This is a genomic window from Ochrobactrum sp. 19YEA23, from assembly GCF_029909865.1.
In the GTDB taxonomy this organism is placed as follows: Bacteria; Pseudomonadota; Alphaproteobacteria; order Rhizobiales; family Rhizobiaceae; genus Brucella; species Brucella gambitense.
In genome coordinates this window covers 301,563-323,993 of sequence record NZ_JASAMQ010000004.1, presented here as the reverse complement: position 1 = coordinate 323,993, position 22,431 = coordinate 301,563, and the positions used below count along the sequence as shown (strand labels likewise).

Below are 22,431 nucleotides of genomic sequence, written 5' to 3'. Positions count from 1 at the left end.
CGTTTCTGCTTGGGGGAAGAATAAGGTTTACTCTGCAGGCTCCAGCTGTGGCACCGCATCGGTGATGACCGGCGCACCAGCCAAAGCGGCTGCAAGCTTGTCCTGATCCAGCTCGTTTTCCCAGCGTGCCACGACGATGGTGGCGACTGCATTGCCAACGAGGTTGGTCAGTGCGCGGCATTCCGACATGAAACGGTCGATACCAAGAATAAGCGCCATGCCCGCAACCGGAACTGCCGGAACGACGGACAAGGTGGCTGCCAGCGTGATGAAGCCAGCGCCGGTAATGCCTGCGGCGCCCTTGGAGCTGAGCATGGCCACCAGAAGCAGCAGGATCTGGTCGCTCAATGACAGCGGAATGTCTGTGGCCTGCGCGATGAAGAGGGCGGCCAGCGTCATATAGATGTTGGTGCCATCCAGATTGAACGAATAGCCGGTTGGAATGACGAGGCCGACGACCGAGCGCTTGCAACCGGCGCGTTCCATCTTGTTCATCAGGGCTGGCAGGGCAGCTTCCGAAGAGGAGGTGCCGAGCACCAGCAACAGTTCTTCCTTGATGTAGCGGATCAGAGCCAGAATGGAGAAGCCGTTATAACGCGCCACTGCACCCAGAACCACCAGCACGAAAAGCAGCGAGGTCAGGTAGAACGTGCCAATCAGCATGGCGAGATTGGCGATGGAGCCAATACCATATTTGCCGATGGTGAAAGCCATTGCGCCAAAAGCGCCGATGGGTGCGGCTTTCATCAGGATCGACACCAGCTTGAAAACCGGCGCAGTGAGGACATGCAGGAAGTCGGTGACCGGCTTGCCGCGGTCGCCCACGAGCGCAAGGGAAATACCGAACAGGACCGAGAAGAACAGCACCTGAAGGATGTCGCCTTCGGCAAACGCGCCGACAATCGTCGTCGGGATGATGTTGCTGAGGAAACCGGTAATGCTCTGCTCATGCGCCTTGGTGGCGTAATCCGCGACAGCCTTGGGGTCGAGAGAGGCCGGGTCGATATGCATGCCAGCACCCGGCTGCACGACATTGGCGACGATGAGGCCGATAATCAGCGCGAGCGTGGAGAAGGTGAGGAAGTAGATCATCGCCTTGCCGGCAACGCGCCCTACCTTCTTCATGTCGGTCATTCCGGCAATGCCGGTTGCCACCGTCAGGAAAATGACGGGGGCGATGATCATCTTCACCAGCTTGATGAAGGCATCGCCCAGCGGCTTCAGCTGCGTGCCAAGCTCGGGATAATAATGGCCGAGCAGGATACCGGCGGCAATCGCGACCAGTACCTGAAAATAGAGATGCTTATAAAGCGGGATACGGCCGCGCGGTTCGTCCGCCGTGCCAGTCGGAACTGCAATCATTGTGTCCTCCGTTTGGCTCAGTCTGGATACTGTCCAGCCTCCCGAGCCTTTCAGTCTGGGATTTCAACGGCCTCGACCGCTGTTGGAGGTTCTATTTGCAATGTCCGTGCCAGTTTGTGCGGTATCAATTATCCTATTGAATAATATAAATATTATTAGAAATGTGGTGTTGAGCTTACCCAATACTGTGCGAACTTTTACACATTCCCCTTTTCTATTTGTGCGAAATATCGCACAATATTTTCGATGAACAAGCTTGTGCCGCCTATCATTGACGAAGCAGATCTTCGAGCCTCCAATCGGCGGGCCTGGGCTTTGTTTGCGCTTATATGCGCCATGTTCTTCGCGCTTGCGTTCTGGCTGGTCGGCAATACCGCGCATGAGCGCGCCGTCGTGGCCCTGAGCGAACAGGCGCGTATCGACGCCAATCTCAACACCGCGCTGCTGCGGGCTGTCCTCGACAAGCAACGCGCTTTGTCGCTTGTCCTGTCGAAGGATCAGGAACTGGCGTCGGCGCTTCAGGATAATACTGCTGCGACCATCGTTCCCGCGAACCGGAAACTGGAAACGCTTGCGGAGGGCACGCAGGCGGCGGTGATTTATCTGGTCGGGATGGACGGTATCGCGATTGCAGCCAGCAACTGGCGTGGACCGGTCAGTTTCGTCGGCAATGATTACAAGTTCCGGCCCTATTTCCAGCAAGCCCTGATCAACGGCGGTGAGGAATATTTTGCGCTCGGTAATGTGAGTTTTCGCCCGGGCCTTTACATCTCTCGGCGTGTTGATGGCCCCAATGGGCCGCTCGGTGTTATTGTCGTCAAACTGGAATTTGACGATCTGGAACAGGACTGGCGCAATGCGGGGCGTCCCACTTTCGTGACAGACGAGCGCAATATCGTGCTCATAACCAGCCTGCCGTCATGGCGTTTTATGACCATCGGTCGTATAGGTCCGGAACAATCCCAATCCATCCGCGACAGTCTGCAATTCGGCGATGTACCGTTGCAACCTTTGCCGCTATCCATGACGCCCGTGGGCGAGGGCGATGTGCTGCTGATGAATGCGCAACTGCCGGGCGAGGGTCGCAGCACGCAGTTTCTGGCCATTCATTCCACGGTGTCATCCACGCCCTGGCAGATGTACAGCATGGCCCCGACAAAACCACAGATTCCCGGTGCGGTGCGTGAGGCACGCTTGATTGCCTTCATCATCCTGACTGCTATTGCGACGATTGCCGGGCTGCTGCTGCGCAGGCGGCAGAAGGTCGTGGCGCGCATTGCCGCTGCCGGGCGCACACAACTGGAGCTGGAGCAGCGCGTTGACGAACGCACACGCGACCTTAGTCTGGCGCGAGACCGGCTCGAAGCGGAGATCAGCGATCATCATCGCACCGAATCCATGTTGCAGGGGGTGCAGCAGGATCTGGTTCACGCCAACCGTCTGGCCATCATGGGGCAGGTGGCGGCGGGCGTCGCGCACGAAATCAACCAGCCTGTCGCGACGATAAGGGCCTATGCGGACAATGCGAAGACCTTCCTCGCGCGAAGCCAGCTGGATGCCGCAACGGAAAATCTCGATGAAATTGCCGCACTGACCGACCGCATCGGCACCATCACCGGCGACCTTAAGGCTCTTGCCCGCAAGGGGCGCTCGCCTTCTGAACCAACCCCGCTTAGTCAGGTCATATCGGGCGCGCTTGTGCTGCTGCGCAGCCGCTTTTCCGGTCGTATGGATCAGCTGGATATTGAATTGCCGCCGCCCGATTTGCGTGTCGTCGGACATTCCCTTCGGCTGGAGCAGGTTCTCATCAATCTGTTCCAGAATGCGCTGGAGGCGGTTGAAGTCAGAGGCCATGAAGGGCGCATTGAAGTGCGCGCTACGGCAAAAGATGAGACGGTGCTGGTCACCGTATCGGATAACGGGCCGGGCATGCCGCAACATATTCGCGACAACCTGTTTTCGCCCTTCAACACCTCGAAGGAAAAGGGCCTTGGTCTCGGTCTGGTGATCGTCAAGGAAATCGTCACCGATTATGGCGGGACCATATCTGCGGAAAGCAGTGCCGAGGGTACGGTCTTCCGCGTCGAATTGAGAAAAGCATGATGGATAATTCTCTTCCCGTTATTCTGGTCGATGATGACAAGGCTTTGCGCCGCGCCACGCGACAGACGCTGGAGCTTGCCGGTTTTGCGGTCGCCGATTATGGCAATGCCATCGACGCGTTGGCGGATATCACGGCGGATTTTGAGGGTGTCGTCGTTTCCGATGTGCGGATGCCACAGATCGATGGCCTGCAGTTCTTTGCGCGGATCAAAACCATCGACGCAGATCTTCCAGTGATATTGATTACCGGCCACGGTGACATTCCGATGGCGGTTCAGGCCATTCAGGACGGCGCCTATGATTTCATTGCCAAGCCCTTTGCGGCCGACCGTCTCGTTCACAGCATTCGGCGCGCCGGTGAAAAGCGCCAGCTTGTGCTCGAAAACCGTGCGCTGCGTGCCGCAGCGACGGATGCGGAAGGTGATCTGCCGCTGATCGGTCAGACGCCTGCGATGGAAAACTTGCGCCGGACATTGCGCGACATTGCGGATACGGACGTTGACGTACTGGTGGCGGGTGAAACCGGCAGCGGCAAGGAGGTCGTGGCCCAGCTGCTGCACAATTGGAGCCGCCGTCGCAAAGGCAATTTCGTTGCGCTCAATTGTGGTGCGCTGCCCGAAACTGTGATTGAAAGCGAATTGTTCGGCCATGAGGCCGGTGCTTTCACCGGCGCGCAGAAAAAACGGCTGGGACGCATCGAACATGCAAGCGGCGGCACGCTGTTTCTCGACGAGATTGAAAGCATGCCCGCGGCAACGCAGGTGAAGCTGCTGCGCGTGCTGGAAATGCGCGAGATCACTCCGCTCGGCACCAATGAAATCCGCCCGGTCAATCTGCGCGTGGTGGCGGCTGCCAAGATCGATCTCGGCGATCCGGCGCAACGCGGAGATTTTCGCGAGGACCTTTACTATCGGCTCAATGTGGTGACGCTTTCGATACCGCCGTTACGGGAACGCCGCGAGGATATTCCACTGCTCTTCGCACATTTTCTGACGCGTGCGGCAAAGCGCTTCAACCGCGATGTGCCTGAGATCGACGCGGCCACGCATCGTCATCTGATGGGGCACGTGTGGCCCGGCAATGTGCGTGAACTTGCACACTTTGCCGACCGGGTGGCGCTCGGTGTCGCGACCACCAATAGCACGAACCGCCCGGTGGCGGATGATCAGGAGCCTTTGCCGAAGCGTCTGGAGCGTTATGAAGAAACGCTGATCCGCGAAACACTTGCCGCTAATAGCGGCAATGTGCAGGAAACGATCAAGGCGCTCGGCATTCCGCGCAAGACTTTTTACGACAAGATGCAGCGTCACGGCATCAGTCGGGCTGCCTATCGATCCAATGACTAGTAATAGAATGAAGGAGAGCGGGCTCCTCCCCAAGAACCCGCTCTCCAGATGCATCGCCCCCCGCTTCGGTGCGATGCTTGTTTTGTCGGCCTAACTATTAGCTTTCTATATTTTTGTTGCAAGCAAAACGTTGCGCAGTTTTGTGGGAAATAATCGCTATCCTCAACCGTTGCCGAGGAGGCCATTCTCCAGAAGCTTAAGTGCATCCTTTTTGGTGAGTTCGGTCGGATTACCGCCTGCAGTCGGATCAACAATGGCCATCTCGGCAATCAGATCCTTGCGGGCGTCGTCCATCTCCAGCCCCTTGATGAATTCCGGCAATGTGTTCGGCACGCCGAGGTCCTTGCGCAGCTTCACGATGGCGGCGACGAAACCGTCGAAACCGCCCTTGATGCCCAGATAATCCGCAAGACGCTCAATCCGCTTTTCGATCGCGGCGCGGTTATGGTGCAGCACATAAGGCATGAAGACGGCATTGGTCATGCCGTGATGGGTGTCGTACAGCGCGCCAATCGGGTGCGACAGCGAATGGATCGCGCCAAGCCCTTTTTGGAAGGCGGTTGCGCCCATCGCCGCAGCGGCCATCATATTGGCGCGGGCCTCGATATTGTTGCCGTCGGCATAGGCCTTGGGCAGATTTTCGAACACAAGACGGATGCCTTCAACCGCGATGCCGTCCGCCATCGGGTGGAAGCCCGGTGCGCAATAGGCTTCAAGGCAATGCGCCAGCGCATCCATACCGGTGCCTGCCGTGATGAAAGGCGGCATGCCGGTGGAAAGTTCCGGATCGGCGATGACGGTAACCGGCAGCATTTTCGGGTGGAAAATCACCTTCTTCGTGTGGGTGGCTTCGTTGGTCAGCACGCCTGCGCGGCCCACTTCCGAGCCTGTGCCGGCGGTGGTTGGAACGGCGATCACCGGCGCGATGGCATTGCTGTCGGCGCGGGTCCACCAGTCGCCAATATCTTCGAAATCCCACACCGGACGCGTCTGGCCCGCCTGAAAGGCGATCAGCTTGCCAAGGTCGAGCGCCGAGCCGCCGCCAAAGGCGATGACGCCGTCATGCTTGCCATCCTGGAAAACCTTGACGCCTGCATAGAGATTGCTTTCAACAGGGTTCGGTTTCACATCGGAAAACACCCCATATTGAACGCCTGCCGCATCCAGAACGGCCAGTGTGGAAGCGACCACGGGAAGCTTTGCCAGACCCGGATCGGTGACGAAAAGCGGACGCGCAATGCCTGCCGCCTTCAAAACGGCAGGCAGTTCCTTGATGCGCCCGGGTCCGAAAAGAACGGTGGTCGGGAAGTTCCATTTAGCGGTCAGTGTCGTCATATCGATAGCTTTCAAAGTGGGGCAGAACAGGGGTCAGATCAGATTTTTTCACGCAGGTGGAAGGATTTCGGCCGGGTCAGATTGCCGTAGCCAATCGGCGAAAGGGACGCGCCCTTGCCGGTATCCTTGACACCCGTCCAGACAAGGCCGGGATCGAGATAATCGCAGCGGTTCATGAAAACCGTGCCCGTTTCAATGCGGTCACCCAACGCCGCGGCGCGGTCGGTATCCGTGGTCCAAAGTGAAGCGGTGAGGCCGTAAATGCTGTCATTCATCAGGGCCAGCGCTTCCTGATCGTCGCGCACTTTCATGATGCCGACAATGGGGCCGAAGCTTTCCTCCCGCATGACGCTCATCTGGTGGTCGACATGGGTGAGCACTTCCGGCGCGATATAGGGCGAACCGGCGGCGTCATTTTCAACCTTCATGTTCACATGCGCCTTGGCGCCCTTGCGCAGCGCTTCGGCCTTCTGCTCGCGGATGAGATCGGCAAAACGAGCCTGCGCCATCGGCCCAAGCGTCGTGCCAGCATCGAGCGGATTGCCGACGACATATTGGCGTGTCAGATCAATGAAGCCGTCGACAAAGCGATCATAGACATCTTCGTGCACATAGATGCGTTCGATGCCGCAGCAACATTGGCCAGAATTGAAGTAAGCGCCGTCGACCAGATTGGCCACGGCGTGGTCCAGATTGACGTCCGGCAGGACATAGGCCGGGTCCTTGCCGCCAAGTTCCAGTCCCATCGTCATGAAGGTGCCTGCGGCTGCCTTTTCAATGGCGCGTCCGCCGCCGACCGATCCGGTGAAATTCACATGGTCGACCGTGCCCGAACCCAGCAGTTTTTCGGTGGATGCATGATCCAGAACGACATTCTGGAAGACACCCTTGGGCAGCCCGGCCTTCTCAAACGCCTGTGCGAAGCGCTCGCCAGCCAGAAGCGTCTGCGTTGCATGTTTGAGGATAACGCTGTTGCCTGCCATCAGGGCCGGAATGATGGTGTTGACGGCGGTGAGATACGGATAGTTCCACGGTGCAATCACCAGCACGACGCCAAGCGGCACATGTTTGACATAGCGGCGGAAGCCGTCTTTCGGCGCTGGGAGATAAGGTTCCAGCGCTTCCCCGGCAATGTCGATCATGTACTGGCCGCGTTCCTGAACGCCGCCATTTTCGCCGCCGTAACGGGTTGGACGCCCCATTTGCCAGGCAATCTCCGGCACGATTTCATCCTGCATCGCGGCAAGCGCTGCAAGCGCAGCACGGCAATAGCGTGCCCGCTCCGTTATGCTCAGTTCGGCCCAGGCAAGTTGCGCCGCGCGCGCGGCAGCAACCGTGGACTGGATGGCGGTTTCGCTCAAAAATGGGCGCTCGGCATAAACCGAACCGTCGATAGGCGAGATAATCTTGGCGGTGCCGCTCATCGGGCATGTCCTTCATATGGTATTCTAGAGCATTTCCAGCAAAAGTGCGAAGCGTCTACGCGGGGAAATCAATTCGCTGGACTGATTTCTTATCCCGCTTCGATGCGTCGGATAATGCGTGAAAACAAATGGATAGAGCGGTTCCGACGATTCTGTTAAAACAGGAACCGCTCTAGATATCCGGTGCCGGTCAGTAGCGCTCGAAACCACGATGCAGTTCCCAATCGGTGACGCGGCGGTCATATTCGATCTGCTCCCAATGGGCAGTGTGGACATAATGGCTGACCACTTCCTCACCGAGCGCCTCTTTGAGGAAAGACGAGTTCTTGAGAGCAAGGGCGGCTTCACGCAGCGTGTAGGGAATTTCCTTCAGTTTCACCGCGCCATAGGCATCGCCCACGAAAGGTTCTTCCAGTTCCAGCTTCTCGTCAACGCCCTGAAGCCCGGCGGCAATCAGCGCTGCGAAGGCGAGATAAGGATTGAGGTCGGCCCCGCCGATACGGCATTCAATGCGGATCGCCTTGGTGCCTTCGCCGCAGAGACGGAAGCCCGCCGTGCGGTTGTCTTCGCTCCATGTGATCTTGGTCGGCGCAAAGGTGCCTGCCTGAAAGCGCTTGTAGGAATTGATGTAAGGCGCGAGAAAATAGGTGTAGTCGGTCGCATATTTCAGCTGGCCCGCCACCCATGACCGCATCAGCGGCGTCATCGTATGTGGCGCCTTCGGGTCGAAAAACAGCGATTCCTTGCCGTCGGCGCTCCAGATCGAATTGTGCACATGGCTGGAACTGCCAGCCTTGCTGTAATCATATTTCGCCATGAAGGTGATGCACTTGCCGTGCTGTTCGGCAATGTCCTTCATCGCGGTTTTCATGATCACATGCCGGTCGGCCATTTCCAGCGCTTCGGCATAGCGGACATTCAGCTCTTCCTGACCTGGCCCCCATTCGCCCTTCGAATTCTCGACGGGAATGCCTGCCGCAGCCAGCTGATTGCGCATGGCGCGCAGAACCGGCTCTTCCTTGGTGGTGAGGTGGATTACATAGTCCTGCACATAGGGCGAGGCTGTTTCCATGGCCTGCCAGTGCTTGTTGCGCGCCGTCTTGTAGCTCTCGTCGAAAATATAGAATTCCAGCTCGGATGCGAAATAGGCGCGATAGCCGCGCTCATGCAGGCGGGCGAGCTGCTTTTTTAAAATAGCGCGTGGCGAATGGGCCAGATCGTGATGGTGGTGATCCTGCACGTCGCAAAGGATGATTGCGGTCTTTTCCAGCCATGGCGCAAGCCGGATGGTGGCAAGGTCGGGCTTCATGACGAAGTCGCCGTAACCCTTGTCCCAGCTAGCGGCCTCGTAGCCCGGCACCGGCTCCATGTCGATATCGTCGGCAAGGAGATAGTTGCAGCCATGGGTTTCGTCATAGGCGGATTCCACGAAGAACGGCGCATAGAAGCGCTTGCCGATCAGGCGCCCCTGCATATCAACGATGCAGGCGAGAACCGTATCGATATCTCCGGCGGAAACGGCTTTCTTGAGTTCTTCAAACGATAGGGATCCAGCCATTCTTGTGCTCTCCAAAAAATTTCCGATGGGAAGCTCTGGCCGGGCAAACCGGCCAGAGTTGCTGGTTAGTGGGCAGTTTCGCCGACGGCCCGTTCTGCGGCTGCGATTTCAGCAGCACGCTTGGCGATCCGGTCGCCGACCGGCGGGCCCTGGAAGCGCTTGTTCTCGACGGTTACCCAGAGAACACCGGCAAGCAGGACGAAGCCGACGACGATCCAAAGCACCTTGTCGTTTGGCGGTTGCACGGCGATGTAGAAGATCACTGCCATGCCGACGACCGACAGGAATGTCACCAGCTTGTAGAGGCCGCCCGACATCGCCCACGGTCCCGGGTGAGGCCATTTCGGCGTGCCATAGGCGAAGATTGCCAGCACGAGCGGAATGGTGAAGGACAGGAACAGGAAGACGAGCGTCGAGTTGACGACGATGGTGTAGAGATTGGTGCCGCCGATGGAGACGAACTGCGCCGCGAAAACATAGATGATTTCGAGGAAGGCAGCGGTCCAGATCGCGGCGACCGGCGTGCGGTATTTCGGCGAAACGCTGGCGAGCGTCTTGGAGCCGATCGGCATGCCGTCATCGCGAGAGAAGGCGAACAACATGCGTGATGCGGACGTAACCGTCGCCAGACCGCAGAGAAGCTGCGTGATGACGATGGCGAAATAGATCGCATTCTTCAGCGGTCCGGGCAGGATGGCGTCCATGGTGCCGAAGAACATGCCCCAGCCTTGTGCAGCCGCTGCATTCATGTCCGGGATCGCCAGCGTGATAGCGCAGATCATGATCCAGCCGACCAGCGAAGCCCAGAGTACCGCTGAAACGATGCCGCGCGGAACCGTATGTGCCGCCTTAATGGTTTCCTCGGATGTATGCGCCGAGGCGTCGTAACCGGTGATCGTGTAGACCGGCAGCAACAGGCAGAGCAGGAACAGATAGCCCATATTGTCGCTCTGCGGGAAGACTTCGCCGCCTGCCGCACCGGAATAGTTGGTGAAGGTCCACAACCGCGAGAAATCCAGCGCTGGCGCATAGACCAGACAGCCGACAACCAGAACGGCGGTGGTGACGAAGATGATATAGCCCGAAATGTCGGTCAGGAATGTCGTGACCTTGATACCGAGATGGTTGAACAGGGCCTGGCCGATGGTGATGATCGTGACGAAGAGCACGATGTGCCCGGCCGAGGTGTCCATACCGATAAGGTGGCCGAACGTCCCCTGAAAGAAAAAGGCGGTGCCGATATTGATCGCGCCCAGAACGGTGATCAGCCCGAGCAGGTTGAGCCATGCGGTCAGCCAGCCGGTGAAACGGTTACCGAGAATAGATGCCCAGTGATAGAGGCCGCCAGCGGTCGGGAAGGCCGAAGCGATCTGCGCCATCGACAGGGCGAACATGCCGGATATCAGACAGCCGACAATCCAGCCAATACCTGCGCCGGCGCCGCCGACGGAAGAAATGGCCTGTGCGAAGGAGTTGATACCGCCAGACAGGATACAGATGATGGAAAATGAAATTGCGAAGTTCGAAAATCGGCTCATGGAACGTTGCAGTTCCTGAGCGTAACCCATGCCATGCAGGACTTTGATGTCCTCGCTTTTATCTTTATCGGAGTAATCTGAGCTCATGGTTGTTCCCCTTTGATCTCTGCTCTCTACTCACTCATACGGATGGTACTTTCAGTCTTCTTCTCTTGTCATAAAACCTGATCAGGCTTTCAGCTTGCGGAAGATTTCCGCAAGCCGTGAAGCCCATGCTGTCTGCGCCTTTGCATCAGCGATTTCGTTATTGCGGATTTCGATCATGGCGCAGGGCGCATTGCGCGGGCGCGCATGGCGTTCCAGCGTGTAATAGACGCGGTCAGAGGGCGCGTAAGGCTCATTAACGCCCACATTGAGCGCGGAATCCTGCTTCAACGCCGCAATCAATGGCGCGGACACACGTTCATCCGCGTCGTGAATAATGCCGATCTGCCAGGGGCGGGCCACATCGCGATAGACCGGCGTAAACGAATGGATCGTGACGATCCATGATGGAAGACCGCGTGCAGCACGCGCCGCAATCAGCTGTTCAATGCGCGCATGAAACGGACGGTGCGACATGTCGATTCGCGCCGTGCGTTCAAGCGAGTTCAGCTCGTGGTTGCCCGGAATGACCGTCATCTCGCTGACCTCCGGAATGAGGTCCGGCGCGTCCAGCGGCCGATTGCAATCGATCAAAAGGCGCGACAGGCGCGACTCGACAAGCGGCGCATCAAGTGCCGCGCTCAGATGCCGCGCAACCTCAACCGCACCGGGGTCCCAGGCGATATGAGCGCTGAGGGCATCCTCGCCCAGACCCAAACCGTCGAAACGTTCCGGCACATGATTGGAAGCGTGTTCGCAAACGAAAAGCCAGGGGCTTTGCCCTGTTTCGTTGACGACAAAAACCGGCTCATGCGAAGCCGGGCGTTCCTCTCGCTCGTCCGCCATCTGTCTGTTCCCTGCGCTGTAACTTATGTTACGTTTTTTGGATTTCTGCGCTATTGCGGATTATTTGATACGTCGTATGATAATTTGTCAAATATAATTTGGCTCGCAATTCACAAGTGTTGTCGGGTCGAAACGTCGAATGGAAAATGCCTTGTCGGAAAGCGCCAGCGTCGCAGAACGCATCAATGAACGGATCGATACGATGCCCGCCGGAGAGCGGGCCGCAGCCCAGACATTGATCGCCAATTATCCGATGCTGGGGTTAAAGACGGTGGCCGAATTTTCCGCGCAGGCGGGGGTCAGCTCACCGACGATTCTGCGTTTTGTGAACCGGCTCGGTTTCCAGAACTATCCCGAGTTTCAGGCGCATCTGCAAAACGAACTTGCAGCGCAATTGCAGTCGCCGCACCACCGCAACGAAAACTCGGACAAAAGCCCGGATACGGCCTATCCGGCGGTAGAACACACGCAGGAAAATATCCGCGAGACGTTCCGTCACCTTGGCGCCAAGCAGTTGCGGCAAGCGGTGGCAGCGCTTTCGAACGCCAAGGGCAATATTTATCTGATCGGCGGTCGCTTCACCGACCCGATCGCGCAATATATGACGGCGCATATGACGATCATCCGTCCGCATGTGTTCCATCTTGGCGGTCAGGAAAGTATCTGGCGCGACCGTTTGCTCGATATGGGCAAGCGCGATGTGCTGGTCGTTTTCGACATTCGCCGTTATCAGGACAGTCTATTGAAGCTTGCTGAAAAGGCGCGGGCGCGAGGCGTGGAGGTCATTCTCGTGACTGACCAGTGGCTGTCGCCGATTGCCCGTGTTGCGCGCCACGTGCTGGCTGGTCGCACGGCTGTGCCCTCCGCATGGGATTCGTCAGCATCCCTGTTCGTGCTGGCCGAAACCCTCATTCGCGAAATGACGCGGATGCTGGAAAAGGACAGCGCTGCACGCATTGCCGAACTGGAAGGATTGCGCTGATTTAACGGGAAACAGTGTTCAACTCGTTTCAAAAGTGTAACTTTACGTTACTGGGTAGTCGAGAAAAGCTATTTAAGTCATTGCTAACGTTGCGTTAGGTTCGGGCTCCTCCCAACCAGAAAATATCCAGAAATTATTAGCAACATGGCTACAACCTATTCTCTTCCGGATTTATCCGGAATTCTCCCCGCGCGCAAAATAAAGGTAGGAAAAGCTGGCTTCGCCGATCGCTGGCGCATGCTTTTTCTGGCGCTTATTTTCCCTGTTATTTCATTCGTCGTGGTATGGGCCTGGGGCCCGGGCCTTTATGCGGATTACCAGATCAAGCAAGATCCGGTGGTGATCGAAGACGCGACCATTTTCGACGGCAATTGCCGGACCAAGAAGATGATCACCGACTGCAAGGCCAACATCTCCTATGAATATGAAGGCGAACGCCTGATCAAATCCGTCGATTTCTCTTTCGTCAGCTTTTCAAGCGGCGATTATGAAACCGATGTCGTGATGCAGAAGTCGCATCCTGAAAACGTCACGCTGTCGCTGGCTCTCGATGAGTTCTGGAACCGCCTGACGGTGGGCGTCGTCCTGCTTGGCATCATGCTCGGCTGCTCGATCCTGTTCATCAAGCGTTTTCTCAATATTTCGAAGACGGTCGGCTCCGCGAAAAGCGAAGCGGAATTGCAGCTCTACTGGGCGAAAATTCTTTCGCGCAAGGACAGCATGGGCAAGTCGCGCATCGGTTACAGCCCGCTGACCGGCGCGAAAAAGCCGCCGCATATCGTGACCGTTTTCGGCAAGAAGGAAGCGCCTTTTTTCCACTATGACGAAAAGAGCGACGAGACATTCGGCGTTGTCGCTGCGCATCCGGATGGCACACTGCCGATCCTTCTCGATGAGCAGCTAGAGCGCCTCGAACTGACGCCTGAAGAACGGGCAAAGGCGGAAAACGCGCTGGGCAATCTGGCGACTGCATAACAACAAAAAGCGCCGCCTGAAAACAGGCGGCGCTTTGCTATTCAAGTATAGACGCGGCAGGCTTCAGTCGGCCAAGCCACAGGCACGCAGAAACAGCGTCGAGACTTCTTTTTCGATGCGCTCGAAATCCAGCGGGTCGTCCTTGCCGACTTCCATCATGCTGCGCACTTGCGTTTCAAAGTCAGCATAATGCTGTGTCACCGCCCAGATATGCATCTGGAACAGCAGCGGGTCGACCGGCTTGATGCGGCCGGTATCCACCCATGACTGGATCAGCTTGACCGCGCGATGGGTGGCGGTGACATGCTTGTTCCAGTGGCGGCTGAGATAGGGCGCACCATTGGCTATTTCGGTGGTGAAAAGCCGCGACGCTTTCGGGTTCTTCTGGCTGTAGTCGAGTTTCGCCCGAATATATTGGCGGATCACCTTGGCCGGATCGTCTTCCGCGCTGGCATCAAGGAAGATATCTTCCCACTCATCGAGGATGAAGACGATAATGTCCTCGTAGAGTTCTTCCTTGCTGGAAATATAATAATGCAGCTGCGGCTTGGTCAGGCCGGCGCGTTGCGCAATGCCTTGCGTGGATGCGCCAACCAAACCTTTTTCGGCAAATTCATCGATCGCAGCGGTGCGGATCGCGCCGAGAATGCGCCGCCGGCGGTCGAGAACCTTGTCCCGTCCGGTGGGCTCAATGTCGTCATTCTCGTCGTCGATCGTCATATTTGTAACCGTGGTCGGAGGGAAGCCGCCGGGCATTTCAGAAATGCGGGCGGCTTTCCGTTTCGTGGGAAGCCTTACTGGCCCAGCTGCTTCTTGATGTCGAGGCCTGCGCCCTTGTTGACGAAGGCGTCGGTTGCAACCTTGCTCATGTCGAGTTCTTCGCCGCTGACGATGCCGGACTTGCGCGCCAGCTCGTAGAACGCCTTGACGCGGTTCATGTCGATGGCGCCAATGCCCTTGGTGAGAGCGTCGCCGCTGTCGATCAGCTGAAGTTCCTTGAGATTAGCCAGTTCGGCGTCGAGCGTTTCCTTGCTCATATCCGCATTGTCTTTGAGGATCATCTCATAGGCCTTGCTGTGGTCGCCATACATGAAGTTGACCCAGCCTTCGATGGAAGCCGTCACGAAACGCTGCACGAGGTCGGGGTTCTTGTCGACCAGCTCCTGACGCGTTTCGATGGTGTTTGCATAGGTGTTGTAGCCCTCATCAGCGAGCAGGAACGTCTTGACCTTTGCGCCTTCCTTGGCCGCATAAAGCGGTTCGGCGGTCGCATAGGCCTGCTGCACGGTCTTCTTGTCGCCGAGGAACTGGGCGAGGCTATAGCCATAAGGGCGAAGCTGTTCGTCCTTGAAGCCGAATTCCTTCACCAGCCAGGGCCAGAACGAGAACTGGCCGTCCTTGGAAATCAGGATCGTCGGTGCGTTCACCAGATCCTTGAAGTCCTTGTATTCGCCGTCATGCGCCATCAGAGCCTGCGGGTCCTTCTGGTAGAAGGCTGCCACAACCGTGGTCGGAACGCCATTGGCGACATTGTTGAAGGACAGAAGCAAGTTGCCGGTGAGCAGGAAATCGAGGCGGCCTGCGGCCAGCATCGGACGGTTGTTGACCTGCGGCCCGCCCATTTCGATCTTCACGTCGAGGCCGTATTTTTCATAGGTGCCATCGGCGAGCGCCTGATAGAAACCGCCGTGACCGGCCTGTGCCAGCCAGTTGGTGCCGAGCGTCACCTTGTCCAGCGCGAAGGCCATCTGCGCGGATAGGCCGAGCGAGAAAGCGGCGACTGCCGCAAAGAGTGCTTTTTTCATTGTTGTCGTTCCCCTGTTATCAGTTCGAAAGTGCCATATCGGCGGTCCAGCCGCGCGTTTTACCGGGATTGAGCAGACCGTAAGGATCGGCCAGTTTCTTGAATTCGATCTGCACGCTGTCGATCTCCTTCATACCGCCATCCTCGATGGTATAGGCATGGGGATCGTAGATGTCGCAACCGTCGACCTGTTCAAGCTCGCCGATGAGGCTGTACATCGCGTCGCGGGTTTCGAAGCGCACCAGCGGCAAGCCGAAAATCTGCACTTCGCCTTCAAGGCGCGCCATTTCATGGTGCATATATTGCGTGTCGCCATAGCGCTCGATCTGGCGGTTCACCAATGCCGGGTCGAAGGGGCGCGGATAGGCAACCTGAAGATAGGTCCAGCCTGGTTCCGCCTTCAGCGCCTGAAGCGTGGTGTGGTTCCAGCCGCATTCATAGGCAGGCTGCAGGCCAGCCTTGTGCAATTCGTCCAGCGTCATGGAAAACGACACCTGACCGTTGAACTCGGTCGCAAGCTCTGCAAAACGCTGGCGCTCTTCCGGCGCGATCATGGCGAAAACGGCATCCTTGTCGGATGGGAACAGATCGCCGAACTTGGTGTAGAAGCGCGCAAAGCGACGATCCACAGTGGTCAGAAGATAGCAATCCAGATTTTCTTCCAGCGCCTTGAGGCAGAAGTTCAGCGTCGCTTCATAGCTGTCGAAAAGCGCTGCGGTATGGATCCAGTCGGTCGCCTTGGTCAGCCCGATTTCCAGCTCCAGAATGATGCCATTGGTGCCATATGCGTGCTGGACCTTGTGGATATCGCGGCCCGTCAGTTCGATAATTTTCGGCTCCGGCTCGACGGTCAGAACCTTGACCGAATAGACATTGCCGTCATCGCGCAACATGCCGTGACGCAGGGAGCCGATACCGCCCGAACCGCCTGAGAAGAAGCCGCCAATGGTGGCGATGCGGCGGGTGGACGGATACATCAGCAGTTCCTGTCCGGTTTCGCGCACGGCATCGTCAAGACGCGAAATGCGTGCGCCGCCTTCAACGCGCACCTTGCCCGGCTCAATGGCGATGATGCGGTCGATCTTGGTCATGTCGAGAATGACACCGCCTTCAAGGGGCACGCACTGGCCATAATTGCCGGTGCCCCCGCCGCGAACCGTGATCGGAATGCGCAGTTTCGCAGCTGCCGCCGCTACGCGGCGCACTTCTTCCTGATCCTTCGGAATGACGACGAGGTCGCCGACATAGTGGCCGATATCTTCGGTCAGGATCGGGCTGTACCAGAAGTAATCGCGGGAGCGCAGCTCGACCTGCTTGGGGTCGTCATAGATGCGGATGCCGTCGATTTCGGCGCGGAATGCGGCCCAGTCATAGATGCGCTGCGGGGCGACAGAATTCATGGGTTTCTCCCGTAAACATGGTCCGAAACAATGCCGTCGCGCCAGACACGGCGGAGGGCTTGGGGACGGCTGATGAGATCGTTGAGGTCTTCGGCGTCGTGCCAGATGAAATTGGCGGCACCACCTGCTGACAGCGCCTGCACGCGCTCGCTCCTGATCAGGCGTGCGGGCAGGGTGGTGATGCTGTCGAGCCATTCTTCCGGCTCCAGATGGCAGACCGGTGCTGCAAGGCGCAGGATCGCAAGCGGATCATAGTCGCCATAGGGATAGAAGGCATCGCGCACATTGTCGGAGCCGAGCATGGCTTCAACACCGGAAAGGCGTGCTTCTTTCAGCGGAGCCACGCCACGGAGGCGTGGCGATTTTCCGCCGATCCGGTCTTGCAGATAGAGATTGGTGGTGGGCAGCGAGACGAGCGCGACGCCCGCTTGCGCGGCGGCATCGAGAATACGCGTGAGTTCTTCCGCCGTTCGCAGCGAAAGCGAGCAGGCATGGCCACACAGCACGCGGCCCGCCATGCGATGGCGACGGGCAGCGTCCACGATCAGCGAAAAGCCGTTGGCTTCGACATCCAGACCTTCATCGACGTGAAAGTCGAGATCGAGATCGTTTTCGACAGCGAGAAGAAACATTTCCTCGATCTTGGCGGCAAGATCGGCATTGCGATAGAAGAACGCGCCAAGCACGCCGCCATCGGCTTTCACCCGGGCCGCGATATCGCGCCCGGCTTCCAGCACCAGATCGCCGTGAACGAGGGCCGCGAGCTGAAGATCAATGCGGTCTTTCCACTCCTGACGCAGTTCGTTGAGAACCGGCCATGCGGTCGGAACTTCCGGGCTGGTCCAGTCGACATGGCTGCGAATAGCGCCGACGCCCTGCGCGAAAGCCGCCTCAAGGCCGCGTGTGGCGCGGGCACGGATATCATCGGCATGCCAGTTCTGGCGGTCGGTATTCATCAGGTCGATGGCGTCGAACAGGCATTCGACCTTGGTGTCGCCGTTCTGCGCGATGCGCTGGATCGTGAAGGTCTTGTCGAGATGCACATGCACATCGGCCAAAAGCGGCGTCACACAACCGCCGCCGGTTACCTGCGACGGCGTGATCGCGGCAATGCGGCGATGCTCGATCTGCATGTCATATCGGCCCGGACGGCCTGCGATGGCAACGCCTTGCAGCTTGTCAGCGATCTCCATCTTAACGATCTCTGCGGATTTCGCTTTCGTGCCAGCGTCCGAGGACAAGGCGCGACAGCCAGCTGGTGATCAGGAAGATCACGATGCCGAGCAGCGAAACAAGGAAAAGTGCTGCAAACATGCGCGGGATTTCATTGCGGAAGCTTGATTCAAGAATACGCGATGCAAGGCCGGTGCTCTGTCCTGCGGTGCCCGCGACGAATTCAGCCACCACAGCGCCGATCAGCGACAGGCCGCCAGCGATTTTCAGGGCCGCCATGAAATACGGCAGAGCGCTTGGAGCCAGCAGATAGCGCAGGCGCTGCCACGGCGAGGCACGATAGAGCTTGAACAGATCGCGCAGATTATGGTCGGCGCTGCGCAATCCGATCACCGTGTTGGACAGGATCGGGAAGAAGGCGACAATCCATGCGCAGATGAGCAGCGCCGAGAATGTATCGCGTACATAGATCAGGATAAGCGGTGCGATGGCGATCACCGGCGTCACCTGAAGGATGACGGCGAATGGGAAGAATGCCATTTCAATCGGTCGCGACAGCGCAAACACCATGCCGAGCAAAACGCCGCCAATAATGGCGCAGGCCAGCGAGATCAACGTCAGCTTGACGGTGAACCACATGGAAGCCATCAGCGATGGGCCATCCTTGAAAAGCGTTTCGGCAATCAGCGACGGAGCCGGGATCAGGTAATGTGGCACTTCATAGAAGCGCACCAGACCTTCCCAGATGCCGAGCGCGATGATGATCGCCAGCGTCGGCATGAGAATGCGCAGGGTGCGCTCGCGCCGGGCGAGACGATCCTGTTCGGAATTGAGGACTGGCAGTTCGTTTTGCATCTGGTTCATTTGCATGTCCTCAGTGATCGATATCTTCAGAGGAAAGCGTCGCGGTCAGCGTATCGGAAACCTTGGCGCAATATTTCGCGTAAGAATCCGTGGTGCGGTAGTTTTCAGCCCGCGGATAAGTGCCGATGATGGGAATATCGGCCACGACACGACCCGGACGCGCCGCCATCACGATCACGCGGTTGGAGAGATAGACCGACTCGTAAACGCTGTGGGTCACGAAAATCACGGTCAGTCCGTGCTCCTGCCAAAGCCGCAGCACATCATTATTGAGTTTGAAGCGCGTCATCTCGTCGAGCGCTGCAAATGGCTCATCCATCAAAAGCAGGCGCGGGCGCGTCACCAGAGCGCGCGCAATGGAAACGCGCATTTTCATGCCGCCCGAAAGCTCACGCGGAAAGGCATTGGCAAAGCGTGACAGGCCAACCTGCGTCAGCACTTCTTCAATGCGGGGCTTGGCTTCCTTGCGCGAAACACCGGAAAGGCGCAGCGGCAGATAGACATTGTCGTAGACGCTGGCCCAAGGCATCAGCGTCGGCTCCTGAAAAACGAAGCCGATGTCCTGCGCGCCGGAAGAACCCTTGCCCGGAGCATGGCCATTGACGCGAATTTCGCCAGCCGAAACCGATTCTAGTCCGGCGATCATGCGCAGAGCCGTGCTCTTGCCGCAGCCCGAAGGCCCGAGAAAGCTGACGAACTGGCCTTGCTCGATCTTGAGCGACATGTCGTTCACGGCCATGACGCCGGTGCCGTACTGCTTGTAGACGCCATTGATGTCGATCAGGGGTGACTGGTTTTGCGAGTTGGAGGCCACGCTCATCGTCCTTACCAGGCAGGTTGGTTATTGAGCCAGGAGAGCGGCGCGCGCTCAATCTCGCCCAGCGCTTCAATCAGCTGGTCGGCGGCGAAATCGATGGTCTTGCGGCCTTTTTCGGCGGTTGCAATCGATGCATTGCCGGCTGCGCCATAGGTATTGATGTCCTGCATCTGCCATGCGGGCTTTGCGCCGCCGCCAAGGCTGATATGCTTGTAGTCGTCGGCGAAAACTTCGGTCAGCGTACGGAAATCCTGCGCCTTTTCCATCACGACCAGATCGGGGTGCATTTCCAGCATGACGGATGTTTCCATGTCGCCAGCATGAATGCCGTGCTTGAGATCGTGCTCACTGTAAACGCCATCGGGCATGCCAAGGCCGAACCAGTTGAGGCAGAACACCATCATATTGTGCTGGACACGCAATTCGCGGGCGACAATGTCCATTACCGGAATATTGCCGCCATGGCTGTTGAACAGCACCATCTTGCGCACGCCGCTGGCCGCCACACATGCGCCGATCTCGCACCACATGCGGATGACGGTCTCGACTGAAAAGGTCAGCGTGCCGGGGTAGCGCTTGTGTTCATTGCTCTTGGCAATGGCCTGTGTCGGCAGGAACAGAACATTGCTTGTATCGGGCAAACGCTTGATCAGTTCCGCCACCATGCCGTCGGCGACGGCTGCATCCACACACATCGGCAGATGTGGTCCGTGCTGCTCGATTGCGCCAACGGGCAACACCGCCACGAGCTTGTCGCGCTCTAGACGCGAAAACGCCTCGCTCGTGTAATCGGACCAATATCGTTTCAAGGCGGCGCTCCAAATTTGTATTGAAGTACATCTTGTCCGAAAACCGCTTCACACTTTTCGGGATGCACTTTTGGCGTATTGAAGCAGGAACCTTACTAAACAATCTGACCGATTGGTCAAACTAAATGTTTAAAAATCGCGGGCGGCGTGTAATTAAGATGTGAATCCGTGGTAGATGCGCCACGCGACAGACCAGCACATGACTATGATGCGCGGAAAATTCCGGAGGTCCTATGGACGAGAGATGCATTATTATAGGCGCGGGCCATGCGGGCTCGCAGGCCGCAATCAGCCTTCGTCAGGAAGGCTATGCCGGAGACATTGTCCTCATCAACGATGAGGCGGATATTCCCTATCATAAGCCGCCGCTTTCCAAATCCTATCTCAAAGCGCCGGAACATGGCGGCCTGGTGCTGCGTCCGGAAAGCGCCTATCGCGACAATAATATCGAGATGCTGTTCGGACATCGGGTCGAGGGCGTATCGCTGAACGAGCGCACGGTGACCCTCGATGACGGTCGTGTGCTGAACTGGTCCGATCTGGTCTTTGCGACCGGCGCCCGAGCGCGCATTCCCGATATGCCGGGCATCGACCTCGACGGTGTCGTCACGCTGCGCCGCATGGAAGATGCGCGCCGTATTGCTGATCTGATGCCGACGATCAGCAATGTTGTGATCATCGGCGGTGGATTTATCGGGCTTGAAATGGCGCATAGCGCGCTGGCGCTCGGCAAAAACACCGTGTTGATCGAAGCCGCTCCGCGTGTTCTCGGGCGTTCCGTCGCGACGCAAATCTCGGCACATGTCGAAACGCGTAGCCGCGCCGCCGGTATCACGCTGCATGTCGGGCTTGGCGTGATGGCAATTGAGGGCGCAAACGGTCGTGTAACGGGCGTGAAGGCGAGTGATGGAACCGTGTTCTCTGCGGATATTGTGGTGATCGGCACCGGCGCGCTGCCAAATGTGGAGCTTGCCGCTGCCGCGGGTCTTATCATCGACAATGGCATTGTCGTGAACGACCATATGCGCACCTCAGTGGACCATGTTTACGCCATCGGCGATTGCGTGAGCTACGATCATTTCCATGCCGGTCGTCGCGTTCGGCTGGAATCGGTGCAGAACGCGACCGATCAGGCCAAGCATGTGGCCCGCAGCATTGTCGGTCGCGCCACGCCGTTCCGCGAAGTGGCGTGGTTCTGGTCCGATCAGGGCGACATGAAGCTTCAGACGGCAGGACTGTCGTTCGAAGCCGACCGTCATATTCTGTCGGGCAATCCCGATGATAATGCCTTTTCGGTCTTCCATTTTGCCGGTGACCGGCTGGTCGCCGTCGATTCCATCAATCGCCCGGCGGATCACATGATTGCGCGGCGTATGCTGGCTGCCGGTATCAACCCTACGGAAGCCGATATTGCAGCGGGTGCGCCGCGTTTGAAGGAACTTCTGGCTAGCGCCCCCAAATCATAAGGATTATTCGATGAGCACTTTGCAACATTTGCTGCCCGCCGACATGGCCGCGCCTTTCGCTGCCTATAGCCATGGCGTGAAGGTGAAAGCCGGTGCCGAACTGGTGTTCTGTTCGGGCCAGCTCGGTATCGCGCCGGACGGAAGTGTGCCGGAAGATGCTGGCGCGCAGGCAGAGCTTTGCTTCGAGAATATCAGTCGCATCCTGCGTGACGGTGGCATGGAACTTTCGAATGTCGTGCGCATCAACGCCTATGTGACAGACCGTGCGCATATGCGTCCTTATATGGACGTGCGCGACCGGCTGTTTCCGCAGCCAGCGCCAGCCTCGACATTGATGATCGTTTCCGGTTTTACCCGTGAGGAATTCAAGGTCGAAATCGAAGTCGTCGCCGCTGGTTGATCTATTGCACGCATCTTATCCGAAAACCGCTTCGCACTTTTCGGGATGCGCGTTCGAACTTTACGCGTGACAAGAAGGCGTATCGCCTTTGCCTGAAATGGGTGGTAGGTGTGCGAGACAACCTACACTCCCTTCAGGCCTGTTC

19 protein-coding genes are annotated in these 22,431 nt (G+C 57.8%); 6 read left to right on the top strand and 13 right to left on the bottom strand.

Features of this window, described 5'->3' with window-relative positions:
• Positions 1 to 27 precede the first annotated feature (27 nt).
• Positions 28 to 1,362 (bottom strand): dicarboxylate/amino acid:cation symporter, encoded by a 1,335-nt coding sequence (locus tag QBD01_RS13015; protein ID WP_182520725.1) that lies wholly within the window; start codon positions 1,360 to 1,362, stop codon positions 28 to 30.
• 246 nt (positions 1,363 to 1,608) lie between these two features.
• Here QBD01_RS13015 and QBD01_RS13010 point away from each other — a divergent pair, with 246 nt between their 5' ends.
• Entirely contained in the window at positions 1,609 to 3,465 is a 1,857-nt protein-coding gene (locus QBD01_RS13010; RefSeq protein ID WP_280993149.1) for an ATP-binding protein, read from the top strand.
• On the top strand, positions 3,465 to 4,811 hold the full coding sequence (locus QBD01_RS13005; protein WP_280993296.1) for a sigma-54 dependent transcriptional regulator: 1,347 nt from the start codon (positions 3,465 to 3,467) through the stop codon (positions 4,809 to 4,811). Before QBD01_RS13010 ends, QBD01_RS13005 begins: the two co-directional genes overlap by 1 nt.
• A 162-nt stretch (positions 4,812 to 4,973) precedes the next feature.
• Here QBD01_RS13005 and QBD01_RS13000 read toward each other — a convergent pair whose 3' ends face one another.
• From QBD01_RS13000 to QBD01_RS12980, 5 genes are all read right to left on the bottom strand, one after another.
• Positions 4,974 to 6,146 (bottom strand): iron-containing alcohol dehydrogenase, encoded by a 1,173-nt coding sequence (locus QBD01_RS13000; protein WP_280993148.1) that lies wholly within the window; start codon positions 6,144 to 6,146, stop codon positions 4,974 to 4,976.
• A 38-nt stretch (positions 6,147 to 6,184) separates the two neighbouring features.
• Positions 6,185 to 7,570, bottom strand: a complete 1,386-nt coding sequence (locus QBD01_RS12995; RefSeq protein WP_280993147.1) for an aldehyde dehydrogenase family protein — start codon at positions 7,568 to 7,570, stop codon at positions 6,185 to 6,187.
• A 190-nt stretch (positions 7,571 to 7,760) separates the two neighbouring features.
• On the bottom strand, positions 7,761 to 9,128 hold the full coding sequence (locus tag QBD01_RS12990) for a glutamine synthetase family protein (protein WP_280993146.1): 1,368 nt from the start codon (positions 9,126 to 9,128) through the stop codon (positions 7,761 to 7,763).
• Positions 9,129 to 9,193: 65 nt separating this feature from the next.
• Positions 9,194 to 10,753, bottom strand: a complete 1,560-nt coding sequence (locus tag QBD01_RS12985; protein WP_280993145.1) for an amino acid permease — start codon at positions 10,751 to 10,753, stop codon at positions 9,194 to 9,196.
• Positions 10,754 to 10,834: 81 nt separating this feature from the next.
• A complete protein-coding gene (locus QBD01_RS12980) occupies positions 10,835 to 11,596 on the bottom strand; it encodes an N-formylglutamate amidohydrolase (RefSeq protein ID WP_280993144.1) in 762 nt (253 codons plus the stop codon).
• 139 nt (positions 11,597 to 11,735) lie between these two features.
• On the opposite strand from QBD01_RS12980, the gene QBD01_RS12975 reads away from it, so the two are divergent.
• Together QBD01_RS12975 and QBD01_RS12970 are read left to right on the top strand one after the other, a co-directional pair.
• Complete coding sequence (locus tag QBD01_RS12975) at positions 11,736 to 12,578, top strand: MurR/RpiR family transcriptional regulator (protein ID WP_280993143.1); 843 nt, start codon at positions 11,736 to 11,738, stop codon at positions 12,576 to 12,578.
• Positions 12,579 to 12,815: 237 nt separating this feature from the next.
• Positions 12,816 to 13,553 (top strand): hypothetical protein, encoded by a 738-nt coding sequence (locus QBD01_RS12970; RefSeq protein WP_280993142.1) that lies wholly within the window; start codon positions 12,816 to 12,818, stop codon positions 13,551 to 13,553.
• A gap of 63 nt (positions 13,554 to 13,616) precedes the next feature.
• Here the strand turns inward: QBD01_RS12970 and QBD01_RS12965 are convergent, their stop codons facing one another.
• The 7 genes from QBD01_RS12965 to QBD01_RS12935 all read right to left on the bottom strand — a co-directional run bounded on the left by QBD01_RS12965 (position 13,617) and on the right by QBD01_RS12935 (position 20,420).
• The gene (locus tag QBD01_RS12965) at positions 13,617 to 14,273 is read right to left on the bottom strand and encodes a TetR family transcriptional regulator C-terminal domain-containing protein (RefSeq protein ID WP_182519758.1); all 657 of its coding nucleotides are present in this window, start codon (positions 14,271 to 14,273) and stop codon (positions 13,617 to 13,619) included.
• Positions 14,274 to 14,347: 74 nt separating this feature from the next.
• A complete protein-coding gene (locus tag QBD01_RS12960) occupies positions 14,348 to 15,358 on the bottom strand; it encodes an ABC transporter substrate-binding protein (protein WP_280993141.1) in 1,011 nt (336 codons plus the stop codon).
• 19 nt (positions 15,359 to 15,377) lie between these two features.
• On the bottom strand, positions 15,378 to 16,757 hold the full coding sequence (locus tag QBD01_RS12955) for an FAD-binding oxidoreductase (protein WP_280993140.1): 1,380 nt from the start codon (positions 16,755 to 16,757) through the stop codon (positions 15,378 to 15,380).
• Positions 16,754 to 17,950 carry an amidohydrolase family protein gene (locus QBD01_RS12950; RefSeq protein WP_280993139.1) on the bottom strand — a complete coding sequence of 399 codons (1,197 nt, stop codon included), beginning with the start codon at positions 17,948 to 17,950 and terminating at the stop codon, positions 16,754 to 16,756. Before QBD01_RS12950 ends, QBD01_RS12955 begins: the two co-directional genes overlap by 4 nt.
• A gap of 1 nt (position 17,951) precedes the next feature.
• Positions 17,952 to 18,794 carry an ABC transporter permease gene (locus QBD01_RS12945; protein ID WP_171058738.1) on the bottom strand — a complete coding sequence of 281 codons (843 nt, stop codon included), beginning with the start codon at positions 18,792 to 18,794 and terminating at the stop codon, positions 17,952 to 17,954.
• Positions 18,795 to 18,804: 10 nt separating this feature from the next.
• Positions 18,805 to 19,614: an ABC transporter ATP-binding protein gene (locus QBD01_RS12940; RefSeq protein WP_280993138.1), complete on the bottom strand. Its 810-nt coding sequence runs from the start codon at positions 19,612 to 19,614 to the stop codon at positions 18,805 to 18,807.
• A 5-nt stretch (positions 19,615 to 19,619) separates the two neighbouring features.
• Positions 19,620 to 20,420: a creatininase family protein gene (locus tag QBD01_RS12935; protein WP_280993137.1), complete on the bottom strand. Its 801-nt coding sequence runs from the start codon at positions 20,418 to 20,420 to the stop codon at positions 19,620 to 19,622.
• A 233-nt stretch (positions 20,421 to 20,653) separates the two neighbouring features.
• On the opposite strand from QBD01_RS12935, the gene QBD01_RS12930 reads away from it, so the two are divergent.
• On the top strand, positions 20,654 to 21,886 hold the full coding sequence (locus tag QBD01_RS12930) for an FAD/NAD(P)-binding oxidoreductase (RefSeq protein WP_280993136.1): 1,233 nt from the start codon (positions 20,654 to 20,656) through the stop codon (positions 21,884 to 21,886).
• Between the two features lie 10 nt (positions 21,887 to 21,896).
• Positions 21,897 to 22,286: a RidA family protein gene (locus QBD01_RS12925; protein ID WP_280993135.1), complete on the top strand. Its 390-nt coding sequence runs from the start codon at positions 21,897 to 21,899 to the stop codon at positions 22,284 to 22,286.
• Positions 22,287 to 22,431 lie beyond the last annotated feature (145 nt).